Source organism: Apibacter sp. B3706, assembly GCF_011082725.1.
Classification (GTDB): domain Bacteria; phylum Bacteroidota; class Bacteroidia; order Flavobacteriales; family Weeksellaceae; genus Apibacter.
Window position 1 is genome coordinate 1310259 of record NZ_CP049715.1, and the last position, 20544, is coordinate 1330802.

A 20544-nucleotide genomic window follows, 5' to 3' on the forward strand; every position below is an offset into this window, starting at 1 on the left:
TTGTTTTTTTAGCTAAAATAATAAAATAAAAAAAAGAGTAACGTTTAATTTAACTTACTCTTTTTTTGATTGAATAATTATTAATAACTATTTAAAAATAAATAAAAATATCTTTTTTAAAATTTCAAAATTTATTTTTTGAAATATTCTTCTTCGTAATCACAGATTCGTTGAACTTTTGGAGCAGAACCGCCACCGCTAAATTCTGACTCTAACCAAGTATTCAACAAACTTTTCGCAAGTTCATGCCCAATTACTCGTTCACCAAAACAAATAATTTGTGCATTATTACTTTTTCTTGCTCTTTCAGCAGAAAAAGGATCATGACAAACCGCTGCTCTAACTCCCGGTATTTTATTGGCTGTTATTGCCATTCCTATACCCGTTCCACAAGTTAACACAGCTCTTTCAAATTCTCCTGCTGCTACAGCCTTTGCTACTTTTGCTGCAACATCCGGATATAAAACCACCTCTCCTTTTTCAGCACCAAAGTCTTTGACTTCATATCCTAATTTTTCTAAATGATCTTTTAAGACAATTTTTAAAGCATACGCTGCCTCATCGCAGCCTATTGCTATTTTTTTCTTACTCATAATATTGTTTGTGTGTTTTAGTTAAATCTTTATTAAGATTTCTTTAACAAATATAAATACTATTTAGCAGTTTACCAACAGAAATTTTAATTTTTATTCACAATTGTAAATAATTTCACCTTTAAGTTAGCAAAAAAATATTTTGTAAAAAATTACAATACAATTAAATACATTAAAAAACTCAAGTAAAAATCTGATGAAAATTTTTTATTGATTTCTTAAAATTATCTTAAGAAAAAAAATAAATGTTAATAAAATTAATACTATTGAAAAGTAAAATTTCTTTATTTCACGGAAGCAAATTTTAAAAATCTTGATAGAAATTAAGATAAATAGGTAAATTATGAACAGGGTAGCCGGATCAATTAACACACAATTTGTTTATAAATAATTTAGCAAAAATTATAATTCATCCTTTAAAAATTTTGCAGTATAACTGCTTTTATTTTTAACTACTTCTTCCGGGATACCTTGTGCAATTATTTTACCTCCTTTATCTCCCCCTTCCAATCCGATGTCAATAATATAATCTGCTGCCTTAATAACATCGAGGTTATGCTCGATAATAATAATTGAATTACCTAAATTTACCAAACGATTGATTACTTCCATTAAAATTCTGATATCTTCAAAATGTAAGCCTGTAGTTGGCTCATCCAATATATAAATGGTATTTCCTGTTTGTTTTTTACTTAATTCTTTAGCTAATTTAACTCGTTGAGCTTCCCCTCCCGATAGGGTTGTTGATTGCTGTCCTAAAGTAATATAACCTAAACCTACTTCTTGTAAGGCTTTAATGATGCGATGAATTTTAGGAATTGGCTGGAAAAAATCTACAGCTTCATCTATGGTCATATCCAATACATCTGAAATAGATTTACCTTTGTATCTTACCTCTAAAGTTTCTCTGTTAAATCGTTTTCCATGACAGGCTTCACAATGAACATATATATCCGGTAAAAAATTCATTTCAATCAATTTCAATCCGGAACCTTGACAAACTTCACATCTTCCTCCTTTCACATTAAAAGAAAACCTGCGCAATTGATATCCTCTTATCTTTGATTCAGGCAATTGAGCAAACAAGTTTCGTATATCTGTAAAAACTCCTGTATAGGTTGCAGGATTGGATCTTGGAGTTCGACCAATTGGCGATTGGTCTACATCCACAATCTTGTCTAAAAATTCTATGCCTTCTATCTTCTTATAAGGAAGAGGTTCTTTTTCAGCACGATAGAAATGTTTGTTTAATATAGGATATAATGTATTAGTTATTAACGAAGATTTTCCACTACCGGAAACTCCGGTTATGCAAACCAATGACCCTAAAGGTATATCGAGGGTTACATTTTTTAAGTTATTTCCTGTACATCCTGTTAATTTTAAATGATTTCCATTTCCTTTTCTTCGTTCCTCGGGTATGGGAATTTGTAATTCTCCATTAATATATTTTGCAGTTAATGTATTTGCTTTTGATATATTTTGTGGTTTTCCTTCCCAAACTACCTCACCTCCTCCCTTTCCGGCCAATGGTCCCATATCTATTACATAGTCTGCATTTAGGATCATATCTTTATCATGTTCCACTACTAAAACAGAGTTTCCTAAATCTCTAAGTTTTTTTAAAGAGTCTATTAATTTAATATTATCGCGTTGATGTAGACCAATGCTGGGCTCATCTAAAATGTATAAAACATTGACCAATTGAGAACCAATTTGTGTAGCCAAACGTATTCTTTGAGATTCTCCACCGGATAAGGTCTGCGAGGGCCGATCCAAACTAAGATAATCTAAACCAACGTCAACTAAAAAACTAAGTCTCTTGGAAATTTCTTGAATTAAATCTTTAGCAATTATTTGGTTATTTTCAGATAATTTTGAAGGCAGTTCATGAATCCATTCACTTAATTTTTGTAAAGAAAAACGGGCTATTTCCGAAATGTTTTTGTTATCAATCTTAAAAAATAAACTTTCTTTTTTTAAGCGTGCTCCCTCACAAACCGGACAAATTCTATCTTCAAATACCTGAGTTTTAAATTTTTGAGATTCTTCTTCATCTTTTCCGGTGGACAAACGAGTTATATAATCAATGATTCCTTCAAAATTTACTTTATAGGTTTTCTTAATTTGAGCATAATCTAAATCTAAGGTAACCTTATCATTTATTCCATAGAGGATTTCATCTTTTGCTTGATCAGAAAGTTTTTCCCACGGAGTAGACATTGTAAAACCATTCTTTTTTAGGATAACATCTATTTGAGATAAAATCCATCCGGTATGACTAAGTTCTTCAAAAATTGGAAAAACGTTTTTATCAAAAGATAATTTGGGATTGGGCACCAACTTATTTATATTGATTTCCTTAACTCTTCCTAATCCGTTACAGTGCTCACACGCTCCTTTAGGAGAATTAAAAGAAAATGTATTTGGCTCCGGCATTTGGTAAGAAATCCCGGTACTGGGACACATTAAATTACGACTAAAATATTTTCCCTGCTCCTCTCCTTGCTTCAAAAGCATTATGGTACCCTCTCCATATTGCATGGCTAAACGTATCGACTGTATGATCCGTTGAGTATTCTCTTTTGTATCTATAATCAGCTTATCTATTACAACCTCAATATCGTGAATCTTATAACGGTCTAATTTCATATCCGGAACAATGTCCAATAATTCTCCATCAACTCTAACTTGTAAAAAACCCTTTTTAGCCAGATTTGCAAACAACTCTCTATAATGTCCTTTTCTTGATCTAATTAATGGTGCTAAAACTAACACCTTTTCTCCTGAAAAATCTTTATAAATTAAATCAGTAATTTGATCTTCCGAATAAGTAACCATTTTTTCACCCGTCTTGTATGAATATGCGTCCGAAGCTCGGGCATATAACAATCGAAAAAAGTCATACAATTCTGTTACGGTTCCTACAGTTGAACGTGGGTTTTTCGATGTGGTTTTTTGTTCAATAGCTATAACTGGAGATAAACCATCTATTTTATCTACATCCGGACGATCTAAAGTTCCCAAAAATTGACGTGCATAGGCTGAAAAGGTTTCGATATATCGTCTTTGACCTTCTGCATATATTGTATCAAAAGCCAACGAAGATTTTCCACTTCCGCTTAAACCGGTAATTACTACTAATTGATTTCTGGGAATTTTAAGAGAAATATCTTTGAGGTTATGTTCTCTTGCTCCATAAATATTTATATAATCCTGATTCATTATAGGTTATCTCAAGTTAATTGATTAACTGACTTAAATTAAAGTAGTGCGCAAAGATATGAAAATTTGCTTCTTTTTATTTAAATCTGTAGTTAACATATTATGTATAAATAACACAAATAATCATACCAAATCTTTGACATATATATGTTCTGAAAAATTAGGTAAATTTGAACCTATAATTAATCATCAAGGGTTATTCCAATTTTATAAAATATACATTACAAGCAAGTAGTAATGAGATAATTAAATCCCGTATTTTATAGAGGAAATAATTCTTATATATCCCTCTAATTAAAAGTTTTGGTTTTTGATATTTTATAATTTTAACCAATCAAAATTTAGTTAATTAAATTAGTAACGTTCAAACCGGCTAATGCTAAATTATTGTAATTTTGCAAGTTTTAATTGAATTGATAACCATGAAAGAATACGTTTTTGAATTAGTTCGACAAATCCGCTTCGTTGACATTATTGAATTTATAGGAACATTTGCCTTTGCAATCAGTGGTGTTCGGGGTGCTGCAACAAAAAAATGCGATTGGTTTGGTGCTTTTGTTTTAGGTTTTGTTACTGCCGTTGGAGGGGGAACTTTTCGTGACCTTCTTTTGGGTATAACTCCTTTTTGGATGCTTAATAGTATCTATGTATGGTGTACTCTTTTCTCTTTGTTATTTTATATATTTCTACGTGAACATCTTAATCATTTGAATAGTTTCTTTTTTTGGAGTGATAGTATCGGTCTTGGATTATTTGTTGTAGTAGGCGCTGAAAAGGCTATGTTACTAGGATATGACTCATGGGTCATAGTGATTATGGGAACTATTACAGCTGTTTTAGGTGGAGTAATTCGTGATATTCTTTTAAATAAAGTCCCTCGAATCTTTAAGCGTGAAATTTATGCTTCTCCCTGTATAGTTGGAGGTATTTTTTTTGTAACGCTTCAATTCTTCAACTTTAATTTACCTTTTATTAGTGCTGTAACTATCGGAATTGTAGTTTTATTAAGATATATAGCTGTTAGATGGGATTTGCAAATCCCTAAACTTAAAAGTGAAAAACTTTAAATCATTGTATGTCTTTACTTTATAACCTAAATTTATAAATTAATTAAGAAGTTAGATCATTTCAATTTAAAAATTTAAAATATACACTACTATATAAAAAGAAAAAGGGAGTTTAAACACTCCCTTTTTTAATATCCTATGGTAAATCTTTGTTGATGATGTTTTGGATTTTCAAGTTCGTCGACCATAGCTTTCGCATAATCCTGAACAGATATTTTACTGTTCCCTTGATCATCTGTAATAAGATCATCTAATCCTAAACGATATTTTCCTGTTCTTTCTCCCGGCTCTATAGTTCCGGCAGGTGAAAAGAAAACCCAATCTAGTTCTTTTTCCGGTAAAAATTGATCTTTTAAGACTAATGCTAATGCCTTAACTCCCGGTAAAATTTCGTCCGGAATGGCTCCTGAATCTACAACGGTTTTACCCGGAGCTACCAATAAGCTTCCTGCTCCACCAACCGCTTGTAATCTCTTAATACCCGCTTTTTTAACAGCCTCAATTATTGATTGATATCCTTTTATTGTATCATCGTAAATATTGGGATTAGTCCAGCCCGGATTATATGCACTTATTACTGCATCATTATTTTTTAAAACTTCTGCTAATTTATCTGTGTCAAATACATCTGCACTTACCACTTTTAAATTTTTATCGTCATTCTTAATTTTATCAGCCGAACGAACGATTGCTGTTACTTGGTACCCTCTGCTCAGTAATTCTTTTACTAATTGTGACCCTATAAATCCTGAGGCACCTATTAATGCTACTTTTTTCATAATTTGTATACTAATATTAATAATTAATTCTTTGATAACTTATTTTCATATAATAAATGAGATTTCCATATTTGTTTTCCCTAAAATTTCATGCTGAAATCTAGAAGGGTTACTCCTTCCAGTTTTTTAAATACTACCTCTTCAATAGTTTCATTCAATTCGCAAATGTTTTGATTAATTTTTTTTCCAACACAACATAAAGGATTGGGAGATGGTAAAAGTTTTCCTACTAGCGATTGATTGTAAACACTTAAATAAATTTCAGACAATGAAATTTTTTCAGGAGATTTTAATAATCTACTTCCCCCGTTCTTTCCTTCTTTTGTTTCTATAAAACCATGTTTTTGAAGGTTGGTTAATTCTTTCCTGACTATAACAGGATTAAGATTTAAACTTCCTGCTATATAAGCTGACGGTAGCCATTGATCCAAATTTTTTGCCAAAAGAGTAAGTATATGCATGGAAACTGTAAAATGGCGGTCATTCATTACTGTAATATTTTTAATTACAGTTCAAATATAAGCTTTTTTTATAAAATATTTACATATTTATTAAGTTATTCAATATTTATTAAAATAAATTAGTAAACTATTATTCTAATTATTTTGTATTGTCTCTATTTCAAAATGAATTAGTTTCCGATATTTAACTTTTATTTACTAGTTATACAGAGCTTAAAAAATCAGATATAAAAAAAGGGATTCAAAGAAATGTTACAGTAATAAGATACAACAAAAAAAGAGCTATTAAAATAGCTCTTTCATAAGTATAAATATATTAGTAAATTCTATTTCTTAAGAAAACAGGTCTTTAAAACAATACTTGAACCGTCAATTTTACAATCTACTTCTTCCGGATTATCAGTTAATCGGATGCTTTTTACTTTAGTTCCTCTTTTAATTACCATAGAAGAACCTTTTACTTTAAGATCTTTAATGACTGTAACCGCATCTCCATCTTGAAGTTCAGCTCCGTTGCTATCTTTAACTATTGAATTACCTGCCGATTCTTCTCCCGACCATTCATAAAAACAATCCGGGCATACGTAGGAAGTACCATCAAAATAAACATTTTCCATTGAACATTTTGGGCACTTTAAAACATCTGTCATTATTTTTTCTTTTTAAAGATTACTAAATTTAATTGGGTTGCAAATATAACTTATTTAAACGCAGAGAACAAATATTCAATTTATTATTACATTTATATTATTCTTCTATCTAATTATATACATAGTATTTTTCCATATTTTAAAAACATTTATATATAGGTTTCTTTATAACTATATAAATTATTCTTTAATTTATAAGATTCTTTTAGTCAAAATAAAAAAGTTTACCTTTGTTTTATTTCGACAAATTCATTTACCATGAAAGATAGAATTGTTGTAAAAATTGGAAGTCAGCTGTTAACCCGTAAGGATGAAACTCTTGACATTACCCAAATGTCTGATATCGTCGATCAGATTGCCGAACTACATAAAAATAATACGGAAATCATTCTGGTATCATCCGGAGCGGTAGCGTCCGGTAAAAATGAATTTAAAATCCATTCAAAGCTTGACAGTATTTCTGCTCGCCAGTTATATTCTTCTGTTGGACAGGTAAAACTAATTCATAGATATTACGACCTATTTAATCAACACGGAATTCTATGCGGACAAATCTTAGCAACTAAAGAAGATTTTTCGACACGTAGACATTATCTAAATCAAAGAAATTGCATGAATATTATGCTTGAAAATCATGTGATTCCAATTGTAAATGAAAACGATGCGATTTCCGTTAATGAACTAATGTTTACGGATAACGACGAATTATCAGGCTTGATAGCTGCTATGATGGATTGCAAAAAATTGATCATTTTAAGTAATATCGATGGAATTTACACCGGCGATCCTTCAGACCCTGAATCTAAGCTTATAAAAGAAATAGACAGTTCAAGTGATTCTGTTGAGGATTATATACAATCCAAGCGGTCGACTACCGGAAGGGGAGGAATGAAAACCAAATATAATATAGCTAGAAAAGTAGCAGAAGAAGGCATAGAAGTTATTATCGCCAATGGAAGGATAAAAAACATCATTTCTCGACTTGTAAATGGCGTTGACACACCTTCCACCCGATTTATTCCGGCGTCTAAAGAAATTTCAGGCGTAAAAAAATGGATCGCCCATTCTGAAGGTTTCGCTAAAGGAGAAATACATATTAATGAAGGAGTAAGAAAAGCTTTATTAAATTTTAAAGCCGTCAGCATATTGCCTGTAGGCGTAACTCGGATAGTCGGAAATTTTGAAAGTGATGACATTGTTCGCATTATTGATCATACCGGAAAACAAATTGGAATAGGCCGATCTTCCTATTCCAGCGAAAAAGCGAAAGAAATTTTAGGACAGGCCAACAATAAGCCGATCATACATTACGACTATTTATATATTGAAAAATAAATGATGTCTTCTATACAACAAAATATTTTTACCTCATCCGTTAAAGCGGTAAATAAACTAAATTTAGTTGATATTGATAAAATCAACCAAGTTTTAGAAGTTCTTGCCAAAGAAACTGAAAATTCTATTCCCTATATTCTTTCTGAAAATAAGAAAGATATACAAAGGATGTCTACTTCCGATCCGAAATTTGATCGGTTGCTTTTAACTGAAGAACGCATACAAGATATAGCAAAAGATATTCGCAAAGTTGCCTCTCTTCCCTCACCTGTAGGAAAAATAATTTCAGAAAAAATTCTTTCCAATGGTCTTAAGTTATCTAAAATTACAGTTCCTTTCGGAGTTATAGGAATTATTTATGAAGCCAGACCGAATGTAAGTTTCGATGTATTTTCTTTGTGTTTAAAATCGGGTAATGTTTGTATTTTGAAAGGAGGCTCTGATGCTTTTTTTTCTAATACAGCGATTGTTTCGATTATTAAGAGGGTTTTATTACAAGAGGGTTTGAATCCCGATATTTGTAATTTATTGCCCGCTGATCGTTCTTCGACTTTACAATTATTGAACGCAAGTAATTATATTGATCTTCTTATTCCGAGAGGAAGTAAAGAGCTTATTAATTTTGTTCGTGAAAATTCGAAAATCCCAGTAATCGAAACCGGTGCAGGAGTATGTCATACTTATTTCCACCTGGAAGGTAATTTAGAAATAGGAAAAGAGATCATCTTTAATGCTAAAACCCGAAAAGTTAGCGTTTGCAATTCGTTGGATTGCTTACTTATTGATAAGGAAAGAATACAGGACCTTCCCGATTTGTGTAAAAAATTAATTGAGAAAAAAGTAGTTATTTATGCGGATGAACCTGCATACGCTCAATTAGAAAACTCTTATCCATCCAATTTACTGCATAAAGCAACTTCCGCAAATTACGGAATGGAATTCTTGGATTATAAAATGTCTATAAAAACGGTAAATTCTATTAAGGAAGCAATTGAACATATAGCGAACTACGGATCCAAACATAGCGAAGCAATAATAAGCGAAAATAAATCATGTATAAAAATTTTTGAAAAGCTGGTAGATGCCGCTTGTATTTATGTTAATACTTCTACTGCCTTCACAGATGGCGCACAATTCGGAATGGGTGCAGAAATAGGGATCAGCACGCAGAAAATGCATGCAAGAGGTCCTATGGCTCTGGATGAATTATGTTCTTATAAGTGGATTGTAGAAGGTAACGGTCAAATAAGACCGTGAATAATTTAGATAGTAGCTAGACTGTTTTTATTTCTTAAACTATAATCTTTTCTGTTTTTAAATTCAGTATAAAAATTGGAATTAAAAAAAGATGAATGCTTTATCTTTATATGAAAAAAATTTCATTAAATAAAAATTTTGAAAATAATAAAAGGCAATGGATGAACTAAATTTTAATCAGTTTGTAAAATTTAATTCATCCATTACAAATACAAAATATATATTAATTAAAATCAGTTCCTATTCAAAATATCTAAGTATTAATTAGTTATTATTTTCATCACCGTTTTTCAATCTCATCCTAAAATCTTCGATGCATCCAAAACTATTTTTACTAAAAACAGTAACGAAACAACATAAACTGTTGGAGTAACCTCTTTTCTTCTGCCTCCTAATACTTTCAATAAAGTAAAGCTTAGCATACCAAATACAATACCTTCCGCTATACTAAATGTAAAAGGCATAAAAATTATGGTTAAAAATGCGGGTAAACCTTCCGTGATATCATTAAAATTAATTTTTACAACAGAAGAAATCATAAAGAGACCGACAATAATTAAAGCCGGAGCTGTGGCAGCTGCCGGAACCAGTAAAAATATAGGTGCTAGAAATAAAGATAAAAAGAACATCAAAGCTGTACTAACTGCTGTAAGGCCGGTACGCCCTCCGGAGGCTACTCCGGAAGCACTTTCTACATATGAAGTAATCGTGCTGGTACCCAAGATCGCTCCAACCGTCGTTCCCAATGCATCAGACAATAATGCTTTTTTCATTTGAGGAAAATTTCCTTCTTCATCCGTGAATCCCAATTTAGATACAACTCCTATTAATGTTCCAATCGTATCAAACAAATTAACAAATAGAAAAGTGAAAACTACAATCAACATATCCACTGAAAATATTTTGTCCCATCCTTCAGAAGAAAACATCGGTTCGACAGCTTTACCAAATATAGGTTCAATGGAAGGAGGCATGCTTACCAATGAACCTGGTAATTGTATGTCGCCCAACAAATAGCTGAATAAAGTGGAAACTACAATTCCCGCTAAGATAGATCCATTTATATTGCGCGAATGAAGTACAGCCGTAACCAACAATCCCGCAAAAGCAATCCATACCGAATGTTGTTTAAAATCACCTAAAGCAAGAAAAGTATTGGGATCTGAAACAATGATATTCGCTCCTTTTAGTCCTATTAAAGTAATAAATAATCCAATTCCGACAGGGATTGCCTCTTTCAGTACTCTAGGAATGCTTTTAACTATCATTTCCCTGACATTCAAAAAAGTAAGAATTATAAATATAAGCCCCTCTATAAAAACAGCTGTTAGAGCAAATTGCCAAGAATATCCAAGTCCTAAAACTACAGAAAAAGCAAAAAAGCTGTTCAGTCCCATTCCGGGTCCTTGAGCTATGGGCAATTTTGCCAATATTCCCATTAACAACGTCGCAAAAATAATAGCTAACGTAGTTCCTGTAAAAAGAGCTTCTCTATCCATTCCCGTTTCCGATAAAATACTAGGATTGACTATCAAAGCATAGGACATGGTTAAAAAAGTGATGATCCCGGCTACTAATTCTTTTTTAATAGTTGTACCATTTTCGGATAGCTTAAAATATCCGTCTAGAAAAGTTTTCATGTTATCAGTTTAGTTTAGTTTAGTAAAAAGCAAAAGTACTAACAAATAAGTAATATTGGTTAGTGTTTTTGTGTGTAAAGGCTGCCTTTCCACTCATTTAATCAATTGCAATTTTTATTTAATTAATTATCAGTTTATTAAAATCTAAAGTTAAAAGCTCTTCGGGTAAAATCGTATTGAAAAAGACTTGACCGGCTTCTTCTTTTAGTATGGATATATCGGTGTAACGATTGGAAAAATGCCCTAATATTAATACTTTAACGTTTGCCATTTTTGCTATTTCTGCGGCTTGATGTGCTGTGGTATGTCCTGTTTTAGAAGCTAATTCTCTTAATTCATCTAAAAAAGTAGCTTCATGGTATAAAACATCTACCCCTTTAATTAACGGGACTATATTGGGACTGAATTTAGTATCTGAACAAAAGGCATAGCTGTAAGAATGTTTAGGAGGAAGGGTAAGATACTCATTTTTTATGATATCTCCGGATTGAGTTATAAAATCTTTACCTAATTTCAAATTATGATAATCGCATACTTCAATTTCGGGATTGTATTTAATTACATCCATATTAAGCCTTCTCGACTTTACTTTTTCTTTAAATAAAAACCCATTGGTGTAAATACGATGGTTTAATGGAATCGTCCAAACACACAATTTATTATCTTCATAAATTAATTCACTTTTTAAAGAAGTCAGTTCAATAAAGTTAATTTCAAAATGATTACTACTCTCAGTTAATAGTAATTGAACTTCAATTAATTTTTTAATTCCTTTGGGCCCATAAATGGTTAAAGGTTCGGTTCTTCCCAATAAATGAAAGGAAGATATAAGCCCGATCAAACCAAAAACATGATCGCCATGCAGATGAGAAATAAATATAGTATTTATATGGGTAAATTTTACTCTTGCTTTTCTAAGTTGTACTTGAGTCCCTTCTCCACAATCTATTAGAAAATATTGGTTATTACATTCTAATAACTGTGATGTAGGATTGGTACGAACAGTCGGAACCGCTGAGTTATATCCTAAAATAGTAAGTTTCATAAATTTTAAGTTGTATTTTTGAGTTTTTACAAACTATTACCTTACTAATATTTTTCATAAAAATACATGATTTTTTTCATTTGATAAATAAAAAATTAATTTTTAAGGCACTTTTTTTTACGCTTTTTTTTCATTTTTAACACATTTTTTAAGAAAAATAAGTGATTTTTTAATGAATTTTTTCTTAATTAAATTAGCGCAAAATACTAAATTTCAAACAATTACATTTTAAAAAAATGTTTTTTAAAGAAAAAAATTACAATTTATAACAATTCAAATATATTATTCATATATTACTGTCCTTAATAAAATAAAAACATTATGAAAATACTTAAAAGTCTTTACGTACAAGTAATAATTGCCATAATTATAGGTATTCTTATTGGATATTTTTTCCCAAGTGAAGATATTATAGTTAATGGAGTTAAACAACACAGTACGGGACTTGGTGAAATGCTAAAACCATTAGGAGACGGATTTATCAAGCTAATTAAAATGATCGTAGGACCTTTGATTTTCTGTACCATTGTGCTGGGTATTGCAGGAATGGAAGATACTAAAAAGGTTGGTAAGGTTGGTTTAACAGCTATTGTTTATTTTGAAATTATGACAACAATAGCTTTAATCATCGGCTTGGTTTTCGTTAATGTGCTAAAACCCGGAAACGGCATGCATGTAGATCCTTATGCATTGGATTCTTCATCTATGTCCCATTATATAGAAAAAAGTAAAGAAGATCACGGAATTATTACGTTTATTTTGGATATGATTCCTGAAAATGTTATTGCTTCAATTGCTTCTAATAATTTACTTCAAGTGTTGGTATTTGCCATTCTTTTTGGTTTTGCCATGACGAAAATTGGACCTAAATCTTCAAAACCGGTTCTATCCGTAATGCAATCTTTCCTGGATGGACTTTTTGCTATTATAAAAATAATTATGTATCTGGCACCTTTAGGAGCCATGGGTGCTATGGGATATACCATTGGAGTTTACGGATTGAAAGCATTGAGTAATTTAGGAATGTTAATCTTATGCTTTTATCTAACGTGTATTGTTTTCATTTTCGGAGTTATCGGAGCAGTTCTTTATTACAATAAAGTCAATATATTCAAATTTATTAAATATATTAAAGAGGAACTTTTAATTGTGCTCGGCACCTCATCTTCCGAATCAGCATTACCGGGAATTATGAGCAAGATGGAGAAGATAGGATGTTCTAAGTCTGTCGTTGGTTTGGTTATACCAACCGGCTATTCTTTTAATCTCGACGGTACTTCCATTTATCTTACCATGGCTGCTGTTTTTATTTCTCAAGCTTTAGACATGCATTTGAATTTACAACAAGAAATTACGCTTCTTTTAGTATTGCTTTTAACCTCAAAAGGTGCAGCCGGGGTAACAGGAAGTGGTTTTATTACTCTTGCCGCTACCCTTCCGGTAGTAGGACATGTACCGGTTGAGGCTGTGGCGTTAATATTCGGTATTGATAAATTCATGAGTGAAGCAAGAGCTTTAACTAATTTAATAGGTAATGCAGCAGCTACAATTGTTGTTGCCAGAAGGGAAAATGAATTTAATTACGATAAAGCTGAAAGCATTTTAATATCCAATAAGTCTTAAGTGTGATTTGTAATTTATTTTTAAAAAATATAATTTGTTAAATAAATATTATCATTTTTTTGGTAAAATTATAAATTAAAAATAGATTTGTATAAAATATACTAGTTTTGAAAGTCCTGGTAGATAATTTACTAGGGCTTTCTTAGTAAATTTTCTATTTTTTACTTCGACTTATTTATAAATATTCTTTTTAACGCAGGCTTACGTAAATTTATGAACATATATTTTTTATTTTTGTAATACTATGGATTAGCATAATATTAAATTTTTTAAAAGAAATTTGAAATTTTAGATTAATAAAATTTATTATTAGAAAATATTGAAAATATAAAAGATTTACTATGTTAATTTTTATTTAATATTTTAAATGTTAATCTTATGAAGTAATTTATTTCGATAAATAAATTATCTTCAAGCATTTAAAATAGAATACGAGCAACTTTTGAATTATAATTAAGCAATTAACCGATGAAAAAAATATATTTAGACAGTGCCGCTTCAACCATTATAGATGAAAGAGTTATTGAAGCAATGATTCAATCTATGAAAGAAGATTTTGGTAACCCTTCTGCTATACACAGCTTTGGGCAAGAAAGTAAGTCAAAAATAGAAATGGTCAGAAAAAATATAGCTCAATGGTTGCATGTAAATCCTAATGAAATCATTTTCACAAGCTGCGGTACTGAATCTAATAATTTAATTTTACGTTCTTGTATAGAAAACTTATCTATTAAACGGATCATATCTTCTCCCTTAGAACATAAATCTGTTTTGGAAACCATCAGAGATCTAAAAGAAAAACATCCTGAAATTGAAGTTGTTTTTCTTCCTTTGAAGAATAAAAAAGGAGATTTGGATATTGCTTTTTTAGAAGATTTACTAGAAGATAAAATTCCAACATTAGTTTCTTTAATGCATTCCAATAATGAAATTGGAAATTTAACGGATATTGATAGTATTGCTCAATTATGTAAAAAATATGGAGCTTTATTTCATTCAGATACTGTTCAAACTATGGCTCATTACCCTTTAGATTTCTCTAAAACACCCATTGATTTTGCTTCTTGCAGTGCCCATAAATTTCATGGTCCTAAAGGAATAGGAATGGCTTTTATAAGAAAATCAAGCGGTTTAAAAGGTATTATTACCGGAGGAACTCAGGAGCGTAATTTACGAGCAGGAACTGAAAATGTTTACGGTATTGTTGGCTTAGGTAAATCTTTTGATTATGCTATGCAAGAATTAAAGGAAAGAAGAAAGATAATTGAAGATTTAAAACAATATACAATAGATCAATTGTCTAAAAATATACAAGGGGTTTTGTTTAATGGGCATGGAACAGATTTTACTAAAAGTAACTATACACTTTTAAGTATTTTGCTTCCTTTTCCCAATACATTGGTTGGTTTTCAACTCGATATGAAGGGTATCGCCGTTTCTCAAGGAAGCGCCTGTGCTTCCGGTGCTTCTAAACCGTCAAAAACCATGTTGCAGCTTTATACTGAAGAAGAATTAAAAAATACAACGACGTTACGCATTTCATACAGCCATTATAATACAAAAGAAGAAATAGATGTTTTGATCAATTTTCTTTCTGAGATACAAAAGAATTTAACTAATACCATCCCCGCCGAAAATGGGTAACCACAGCGCTTAAGTTAAAATTAAAGGTAAATCGAATATGGGATAAATAATTATTTTTTGCCGGTTCAAATCCCAACGTTGATTGAATGGGTAAATACAATTCTAAAAATTCAGGTATTATGTTCAATTTAACTCCTGAATCGTAGATAAAATACGTAGATTTCTTTTTATTCGAATACAATCCCATATCTGCATATAAGTCAAAAGGCTTCCATAAATGTATTTCTCCATTTAATGAAGTAATCCATTTATTGGCTGATTTATCCAACATGGATTTAAAACCTCCTTCAGCCATTATATATTGTTGATAAAACAATCCACCGGTTGCAGATCTTCCTAAATAATCCATGTAATTAAAACTATAATCTGTGATATGATCTACTCCGAAATCGAAGTAAGTAGAATTGGAATGATTGTTTATAAAATATCCTCCAAAATAGCGTAAACTTATTTTTTTATTCGGCGCATATTCATGTCTAAAATATATTTCTGTACTTATTTTATTGAAAATATTAGAATGTTGGAAGTTCGTTTTACTATACCATTCATTAATGATTCTTTTATCTGAATGAGAATACGACAGATCCAGCAGATTATAATGGGAATAATCATTTTTTTCAAGAATTTTAAACGGATCTTTTTCTCTTTCAACACTATTAAATGAAATTCCTATGGTTCTGTTAATATCTGATCTGGGCCTCTTTTTAAATATAAGATTTACATTTCCTGAATATTTTTTATAACTCAAATTCTTATCATAATGATAATAAGTATATCCTGTTCCCATAGACATTCTTCTGAATAAGCCCTCTTCCATATCGTAATTGTAATTTAAGGCACCTGAACCCGTTAAACTTTTGGTTCCTGTGGAATAGGTTGGAGAAAATGAATATTCAAAAGGTCTTGAAAATGGAGAACTATTATAAAAACGTAATCCTAGTATAAATTTATCGTAATTGTTCCAGTTTATATTGGGTTCATAAAAAATTTGTGTATAATTAGGATTATCAACGTCTGCATAGAATTTCATTTGCAATTTCTTTCTGTTCTTATAGATACCCTCTGTATTCAATAAATTATCATTATCGTTAATTTCCGGAAACAGGTAATTTTTATTTATAAGTAAACGATCATATTCTCCATTTTTAAATGAATATAAAGAATCTTTATTGGTTGAAAACACCCATTTCTGATTGATTATCTTCTTGTTTTTTTCTCCCGTGATTAATATTGGAATCGGTAAAGCCGTTTTATTAGTGATACGTACTTTTATAGTATCTTTTTCATACTTATCCTCATAAAATTTTTTAATCTTAAAATTAATACGATCATTGGTAACTATATAATTTTGAAAAAACCATGCTAAATTTTTTTGAGAGTTTATTTCTAAAATCCTTTGAAAGTCTGATGAAGTAATTTCACGATCTTTTCCTTCTTCTATAAGCTTTTTAACTGAATTTTCGAAAAGATCCGCTCCCAAATAGGCGGATAGAAAATTAAAACTTAATCCCGATTTAAATCCACTAATTATATACTGATTGATATTGCTCAATTCTAAAAAATCTTCACTTATCGGCTGATCATAATTTTGAGTGGCTATATATCTGTAACCTAATTTATATCGATCGGTTATAGGAACTTTAGATATGAAAAAATATTGTAACGGTTTAATTTTTATTATGCTAAGTTCTTTAGGAAGATTACCTAATAATTTAGTGTCAGGATAATACTTCTTTAAATAATTTAATTGATAATAGGTAAGCAAACCGTTAGGTATCCAATGATATTTATTTTTATCCACTTGTATTACCTGATTGATAACTGAATAGGCTATTTGCTGAAACATTTTAAGATCAATTTTTACGTCATCAGGAAAAAGTTTCCATTCTTTTAAACCCAATAATTTAATATCATCAACTCCTATAAAATTGCGATCTTTTTTAATTTTAGAGCTAATTAATAATTTTGAGGGTAGTTTGCCTAATTTTTCATTTAAAAATAGTAATTCGCGTTTAATATTTTTATAATAAACTTCTTTAAATTTTTCATTAATGGAATATCCAATTACTACTTCGGTTTGCGATCCGTTTATAGTATAAATAAAAGAAATCGGTTTATTTTTAGTAAGGATCATAGTTACAGCATCACCGGATGTTCCCTGTAATTGATTTTCTCCCGCTTTTGTAAGATCTCCATCCATATATAAACCCATAGGATGGTAAAAGTTAATAGTATAATTGGTTTTTCTATAGGGATTAAACTCAGTATCGGTAAATGGCTCCAACTTGGGTTTTGAATTGATAAAATCTAGAGGCTGTATAAAAAAGTTTTTTAAAACATAAGTACCTTTTGAGGAAAATCCATATCCGGTAATTTTATTGGAAGGTATTTTTATATTATAATTTAAATCCAAAGATATACTATCATTGGGTAATAAAGGAGAAAAAAGATTTACTTCGTAAAATTCAAAATCTCTAAGTAAAAAAACGGGTTGTCGTTTATTTATAAAGATGGTCAAATCATTGATTCGACCTCTATCCATATATTTAGAAAAATATAAAGTTTTATTTCTATCCTCTAATTTTCGTTTTCCTAATACCGTATTAGTATTAGAATAGGAATTAGCGGCTGCGTGTAAATATATTTTATCTAAAGTTATACCCGTATTATTATAAAAAACGATCTTTTGTTTTACGGATATATTTTTAGTTAGACTGTCTAAGGTTGCTGATATGAGTATTTTGTCACTTTGTGAAAAGCACAATACAGGTAAAATTACTAAAATTATATTCGATAAGATTCTTAGAATTTTCATAGTTAACAGCAAGAAGTCACAGGAGATGATTACTATTTAAACCTTATTTCAACGGCTCCAAAACGATATTTAATTATATCTGCTTCAAAATATTCAATATCATCCATACTATTTAATATTTTATAAATTTCTTTTTTTAATACTCCTTTACCTTTGCCATGTATTAGTATCAACTTCTTAACCTTATCTTTCTTGGCTGATTTTATTTCCTCCATAGCTTTATTAATTTGCTTTTCAAGCATTTGATGAGGCATCATGTTTTTAAAAGAATCAACAATATTTCCTATATGCAAATCAATAATTCTTTCTTGTATAGTTTCTTTTTTTACATTATTGGTCTTTTTAGAAGATACATCTTCTTTTTTAGCATTAAAATCGGTAGCTTCAGTATACATGCTTGCATATTTATCATAGGCAATTAAGTTATTTAGTGAATGAGTAACTTCAAATCCATAAGAATCTATTAAAACTGCTTTATTTCCTATAAAATTTTTTATAGTAAAAATTCCTTCTTCATCCAGTAGTTTAACTTTATCCCCGATCTTCATATAGATTGAATTAATAAAGAAGGCTATCTTGAGGATAGCCTTCTTTGTTTTGTTTATACTATTTAATTTATTTTACATTATTTTCTGGGAACTCTATTGCTGGCTCCTCTTTTGGTTCTTTTAGAAGAAGATTCTTTACCTTTGTGATCTTGAGCTACCCTAAATCCAACCCATACGGCAGACTCATTTTCAAGCATATATCTTCTTTGTCCCGGATCTAACCAATAAGCGGTATCATTCCAAGATCCTCCTTTAATAACCCTTAAATCATTACTGATTTGAGAAGTTCTTTGTTTGGAATCCTTATCTAAAACTACTCTTCCGTTTTTATCTACTGTCCAGTTTCTAATAGGTGAATTGTAGTAATTAAAAGTACCGGTTGAATCAACACGACCATCTCCCGATTCTAAAGATGATTGTAAATCTCCGTCTCTAAAGTTTCTTGCATCATCAACAATCTCTGTTTCAAATTTTCCGGATAAATTTCTATATAATTTTCTTCCATCTGCTAAAGTATCATATTGAATAGTACCGTCATCAACTTTTTTAAATCTGCCGGGATTTCCTTCTTCACTAATAAATTGTTGATAAACGTTTCCTCTATAATAGTTGAAATCATTAAAATCAGTATCTATTAACGGTCTATAAACGTCTTGTGTCCATTCAGCAACATTTCCATACATACCATACAATCCAAAAGGGTTGGATGGATATGCTCTAACATCGGAAGTAATTGCATTCCCATCATTAGCCCAACCTCCACTACCGGAATAATCTCCTTGTCCACCGGATTTAAAATTATCCAGGAATTGACCTCTATTTCTTCCTTTTTTAGCACGCATTCTATTGATCATTACATCTTTACCTTCAATGATGTTATACTGTCTGTTATCTGCTTCAGCCAGTGCAGCATATTCCCATTCAGCTTCTGTAGGTAATCTGAATTTTTGTACTAAATTTCCTTGAGCACTTTTATTAACTGCTATAATTCTTTCATTTTTGCTGGTAATACCACTTTGTTTAGCGATTTTATCTTGATTGACAATACCTTCCAATTCAGGATCATTGTATTTATATTTTTCAACATTAAATGAATTTGAACCCACATTATTGGCCGGATTACTATAAAAATCTTTTGGGATAATACCTTTATTCATTAATTCTCTTTCATTGGCTCTATCGGTCAACCAATCACAATATCTTTGAGCTTGTAACCAACTTACTCCAACTACCGGGTAGTTATCAAATTGAGGGGCCCTGAAATAATCTTCTGAATAAACATCGTTTCTGGACAATTTATTTTTCCAAACAAGAGTATCAGGAAGGGCTCCATAATAAATATCTTTATAATTCTCATCCGTTGGTGAATATACATACTTTAACCAAGTTACATATTCACGATATTCATAATTTGTTACTTCAGTTTCACCGATAAAAAAAGATCTTACTTGCATTCGGTTAGGGGTATTGTTCCAATCATGCATTACATCGTCTTTAACTAATCCCATAGTAAAAGCTCCTCCTTCCACGAATACCATTCCAACCCAACCTTTTTCAGTCTTTTTCTTTTTACTATAAAACCAGCCGTTTCTATCATTGGCCTTCCATCCGGTCAAACTTTTTGTATTTTTAGTTCCACCGCCAGGTTTAGTTCTCCCACCACCGCAACTAACTAATGCTAAGGAAATTGAAGAAACAACGGATAATAATAATATGAATTTCCCGATTCTCATTGTATTTATTTTCATAATTAAGATCATGCAAAAATAATATAATATTACTGAAAGAAAAATTTTTTCTACTTTATATTACATAACCTCAAATAACGTTAACTTATTTGTAGATATTGTATATTTAGTAAA

Annotated in this window: 15 protein-coding genes; 5 read left to right on the forward strand and 10 right to left on the reverse strand. The window is 30.5% G+C overall.

The window, feature by feature from the left end; genetic code table 11:
* Positions 1 to 131 precede the first annotated feature (131 nt).
* Together rpiB and uvrA are read right to left on the reverse strand one after the other, a co-directional pair.
* Positions 132 to 593 (reverse strand): ribose 5-phosphate isomerase B, encoded by a 462-nt coding sequence (gene rpiB / locus G8C41_RS05910; protein WP_105297045.1) that lies wholly within the window; start codon positions 591 to 593, stop codon positions 132 to 134.
* Positions 594 to 995: 402 nt separating this feature from the next.
* Positions 996 to 3818 carry an excinuclease ABC subunit UvrA gene (gene uvrA / locus G8C41_RS05915; RefSeq protein WP_166006680.1) on the reverse strand — a complete coding sequence of 941 codons (2823 nt, stop codon included), beginning with the start codon at positions 3816 to 3818 and terminating at the stop codon, positions 996 to 998.
* A gap of 422 nt (positions 3819 to 4240) precedes the next feature.
* Here uvrA and G8C41_RS05920 point away from each other — a divergent pair, with 422 nt between their 5' ends.
* Positions 4241 to 4885: a trimeric intracellular cation channel family protein gene (locus G8C41_RS05920; RefSeq protein WP_105297047.1), complete on the forward strand. Its 645-nt coding sequence runs from the start codon at positions 4241 to 4243 to the stop codon at positions 4883 to 4885.
* Between the two features lie 128 nt (positions 4886 to 5013).
* On the opposite strand, the gene G8C41_RS05925 is transcribed toward G8C41_RS05920, so the two are convergent.
* The 3 genes from G8C41_RS05925 to G8C41_RS05935 all read right to left on the reverse strand — a co-directional run bounded on the left by G8C41_RS05925 (position 5014) and on the right by G8C41_RS05935 (position 6775).
* A complete protein-coding gene (locus tag G8C41_RS05925) occupies positions 5014 to 5664 on the reverse strand; it encodes an NAD(P)-dependent oxidoreductase (RefSeq protein WP_166006682.1) in 651 nt (216 codons plus the stop codon).
* Between the two features lie 80 nt (positions 5665 to 5744).
* A complete protein-coding gene (locus tag G8C41_RS05930) occupies positions 5745 to 6152 on the reverse strand; it encodes an Rrf2 family transcriptional regulator (RefSeq protein ID WP_166006684.1) in 408 nt (135 codons plus the stop codon).
* Positions 6153 to 6451: 299 nt separating this feature from the next.
* The gene (locus G8C41_RS05935) at positions 6452 to 6775 is read right to left on the reverse strand and encodes a zinc ribbon domain-containing protein YjdM (protein ID WP_105297050.1); all 324 of its coding nucleotides are present in this window, start codon (positions 6773 to 6775) and stop codon (positions 6452 to 6454) included.
* Positions 6776 to 7033: 258 nt separating this feature from the next.
* Here G8C41_RS05935 and proB point away from each other — a divergent pair, with 258 nt between their 5' ends.
* Both proB and G8C41_RS05945 read left to right on the forward strand, forming a co-directional pair.
* Complete coding sequence (gene proB / locus G8C41_RS05940; RefSeq protein ID WP_166006687.1) at positions 7034 to 8110, forward strand: glutamate 5-kinase; 1077 nt, start codon at positions 7034 to 7036, stop codon at positions 8108 to 8110.
* Entirely contained in the window at positions 8111 to 9367 is a 1257-nt protein-coding gene (locus tag G8C41_RS05945; RefSeq protein WP_255466915.1) for a glutamate-5-semialdehyde dehydrogenase, read from the forward strand.
* A gap of 296 nt (positions 9368 to 9663) precedes the next feature.
* On the opposite strand, the gene G8C41_RS05950 is transcribed toward G8C41_RS05945, so the two are convergent.
* Together G8C41_RS05950 and G8C41_RS05955 are read right to left on the reverse strand one after the other, a co-directional pair.
* Positions 9664 to 11007, reverse strand: coding sequence for an NCS2 family permease (locus G8C41_RS05950; RefSeq protein WP_166006689.1), 1344 nt, complete (start codon positions 11005 to 11007; stop codon positions 9664 to 9666).
* 118 nt (positions 11008 to 11125) lie between these two features.
* The gene (locus G8C41_RS05955) at positions 11126 to 12052 is read right to left on the reverse strand and encodes a ribonuclease Z (protein ID WP_166006691.1); all 927 of its coding nucleotides are present in this window, start codon (positions 12050 to 12052) and stop codon (positions 11126 to 11128) included.
* A 321-nt stretch (positions 12053 to 12373) separates the two neighbouring features.
* Here G8C41_RS05955 and dctA point away from each other — a divergent pair, with 321 nt between their 5' ends.
* Positions 12374 to 13675, forward strand: a complete 1302-nt coding sequence (gene dctA / locus G8C41_RS05960) for a C4-dicarboxylate transporter DctA (protein ID WP_105297054.1) — start codon at positions 12374 to 12376, stop codon at positions 13673 to 13675.
* A 468-nt stretch (positions 13676 to 14143) separates the two neighbouring features.
* Complete coding sequence (locus tag G8C41_RS05965) at positions 14144 to 15319, forward strand: cysteine desulfurase family protein (RefSeq protein ID WP_166006693.1); 1176 nt, start codon at positions 14144 to 14146, stop codon at positions 15317 to 15319.
* Here G8C41_RS05965 and G8C41_RS05970 read toward each other — a convergent pair.
* From G8C41_RS05970 to gldJ, 3 genes are all read right to left on the reverse strand, one after another.
* Complete coding sequence (locus tag G8C41_RS05970) at positions 15291 to 18134, reverse strand: M1 family metallopeptidase (RefSeq protein WP_166006695.1); 2844 nt, start codon at positions 18132 to 18134, stop codon at positions 15291 to 15293. The genes G8C41_RS05965 and G8C41_RS05970 overlap by 29 nt on opposite strands.
* 32 nt (positions 18135 to 18166) lie before the next feature.
* Positions 18167 to 18682: a Smr/MutS family protein gene (locus tag G8C41_RS05975; RefSeq protein WP_166006697.1), complete on the reverse strand. Its 516-nt coding sequence runs from the start codon at positions 18680 to 18682 to the stop codon at positions 18167 to 18169.
* Positions 18683 to 18759: 77 nt separating this feature from the next.
* Positions 18760 to 20430, reverse strand: a complete 1671-nt coding sequence (gene gldJ, locus G8C41_RS05980) for a gliding motility lipoprotein GldJ (protein ID WP_410488970.1) — start codon at positions 20428 to 20430, stop codon at positions 18760 to 18762.
* Between the last annotated feature and the right edge of the window lie 114 nt (positions 20431 to 20544).

Excerpts from the sequence above, each read along its gene's own strand:
- rpiB (WP_105297045.1), bottom strand. The coding sequence starts at position 593 with ATGAGTAAGAAAAAAATAGCAATAGGCTGCGATGAGGCAGCGTATGCT.
- uvrA (WP_166006680.1), bottom strand. The coding sequence starts at position 3,818 with ATGAATCAGGATTATATAAATATTTATGGAGCAAGAGAACATAACCTC.
- G8C41_RS05920 (WP_105297047.1), top strand. The coding sequence starts at position 4,241 with ATGAAAGAATACGTTTTTGAATTAGTTCGACAAATCCGCTTCGTTGAC.
- G8C41_RS05925 (WP_166006682.1), bottom strand. The coding sequence starts at position 5,664 with ATGAAAAAAGTAGCATTAATAGGTGCCTCAGGATTTATAGGGTCACAA.
- G8C41_RS05930 (WP_166006684.1), bottom strand. The coding sequence starts at position 6,152 with ATGAATGACCGCCATTTTACAGTTTCCATGCATATACTTACTCTTTTG.
- G8C41_RS05935 (WP_105297050.1), bottom strand. The coding sequence starts at position 6,775 with ATGACAGATGTTTTAAAGTGCCCAAAATGTTCAATGGAAAATGTTTAT.
- proB (WP_166006687.1), top strand. The coding sequence starts at position 7,034 with ATGAAAGATAGAATTGTTGTAAAAATTGGAAGTCAGCTGTTAACCCGT.
- G8C41_RS05945 (WP_255466915.1), top strand. The coding sequence starts at position 8,111 with ATGATGTCTTCTATACAACAAAATATTTTTACCTCATCCGTTAAAGCG.
- G8C41_RS05950 (WP_166006689.1), bottom strand. The coding sequence starts at position 11,007 with ATGAAAACTTTTCTAGACGGATATTTTAAGCTATCCGAAAATGGTACA.
- G8C41_RS05955 (WP_166006691.1), bottom strand. The coding sequence starts at position 12,052 with ATGAAACTTACTATTTTAGGATATAACTCAGCGGTTCCGACTGTTCGT.
- dctA (WP_105297054.1), top strand. The coding sequence starts at position 12,374 with ATGAAAATACTTAAAAGTCTTTACGTACAAGTAATAATTGCCATAATT.
- G8C41_RS05965 (WP_166006693.1), top strand. The coding sequence starts at position 14,144 with ATGAAAAAAATATATTTAGACAGTGCCGCTTCAACCATTATAGATGAA.
- G8C41_RS05970 (WP_166006695.1), bottom strand. The coding sequence starts at position 18,134 with ATGAAAATTCTAAGAATCTTATCGAATATAATTTTAGTAATTTTACCT.
- G8C41_RS05975 (WP_166006697.1), bottom strand. The coding sequence starts at position 18,682 with ATGAAGATCGGGGATAAAGTTAAACTACTGGATGAAGAAGGAATTTTT.
- gldJ (WP_410488970.1), bottom strand. The coding sequence starts at position 20,430 with ATGAAAATAAATACAATGAGAATCGGGAAATTCATATTATTATTATCC.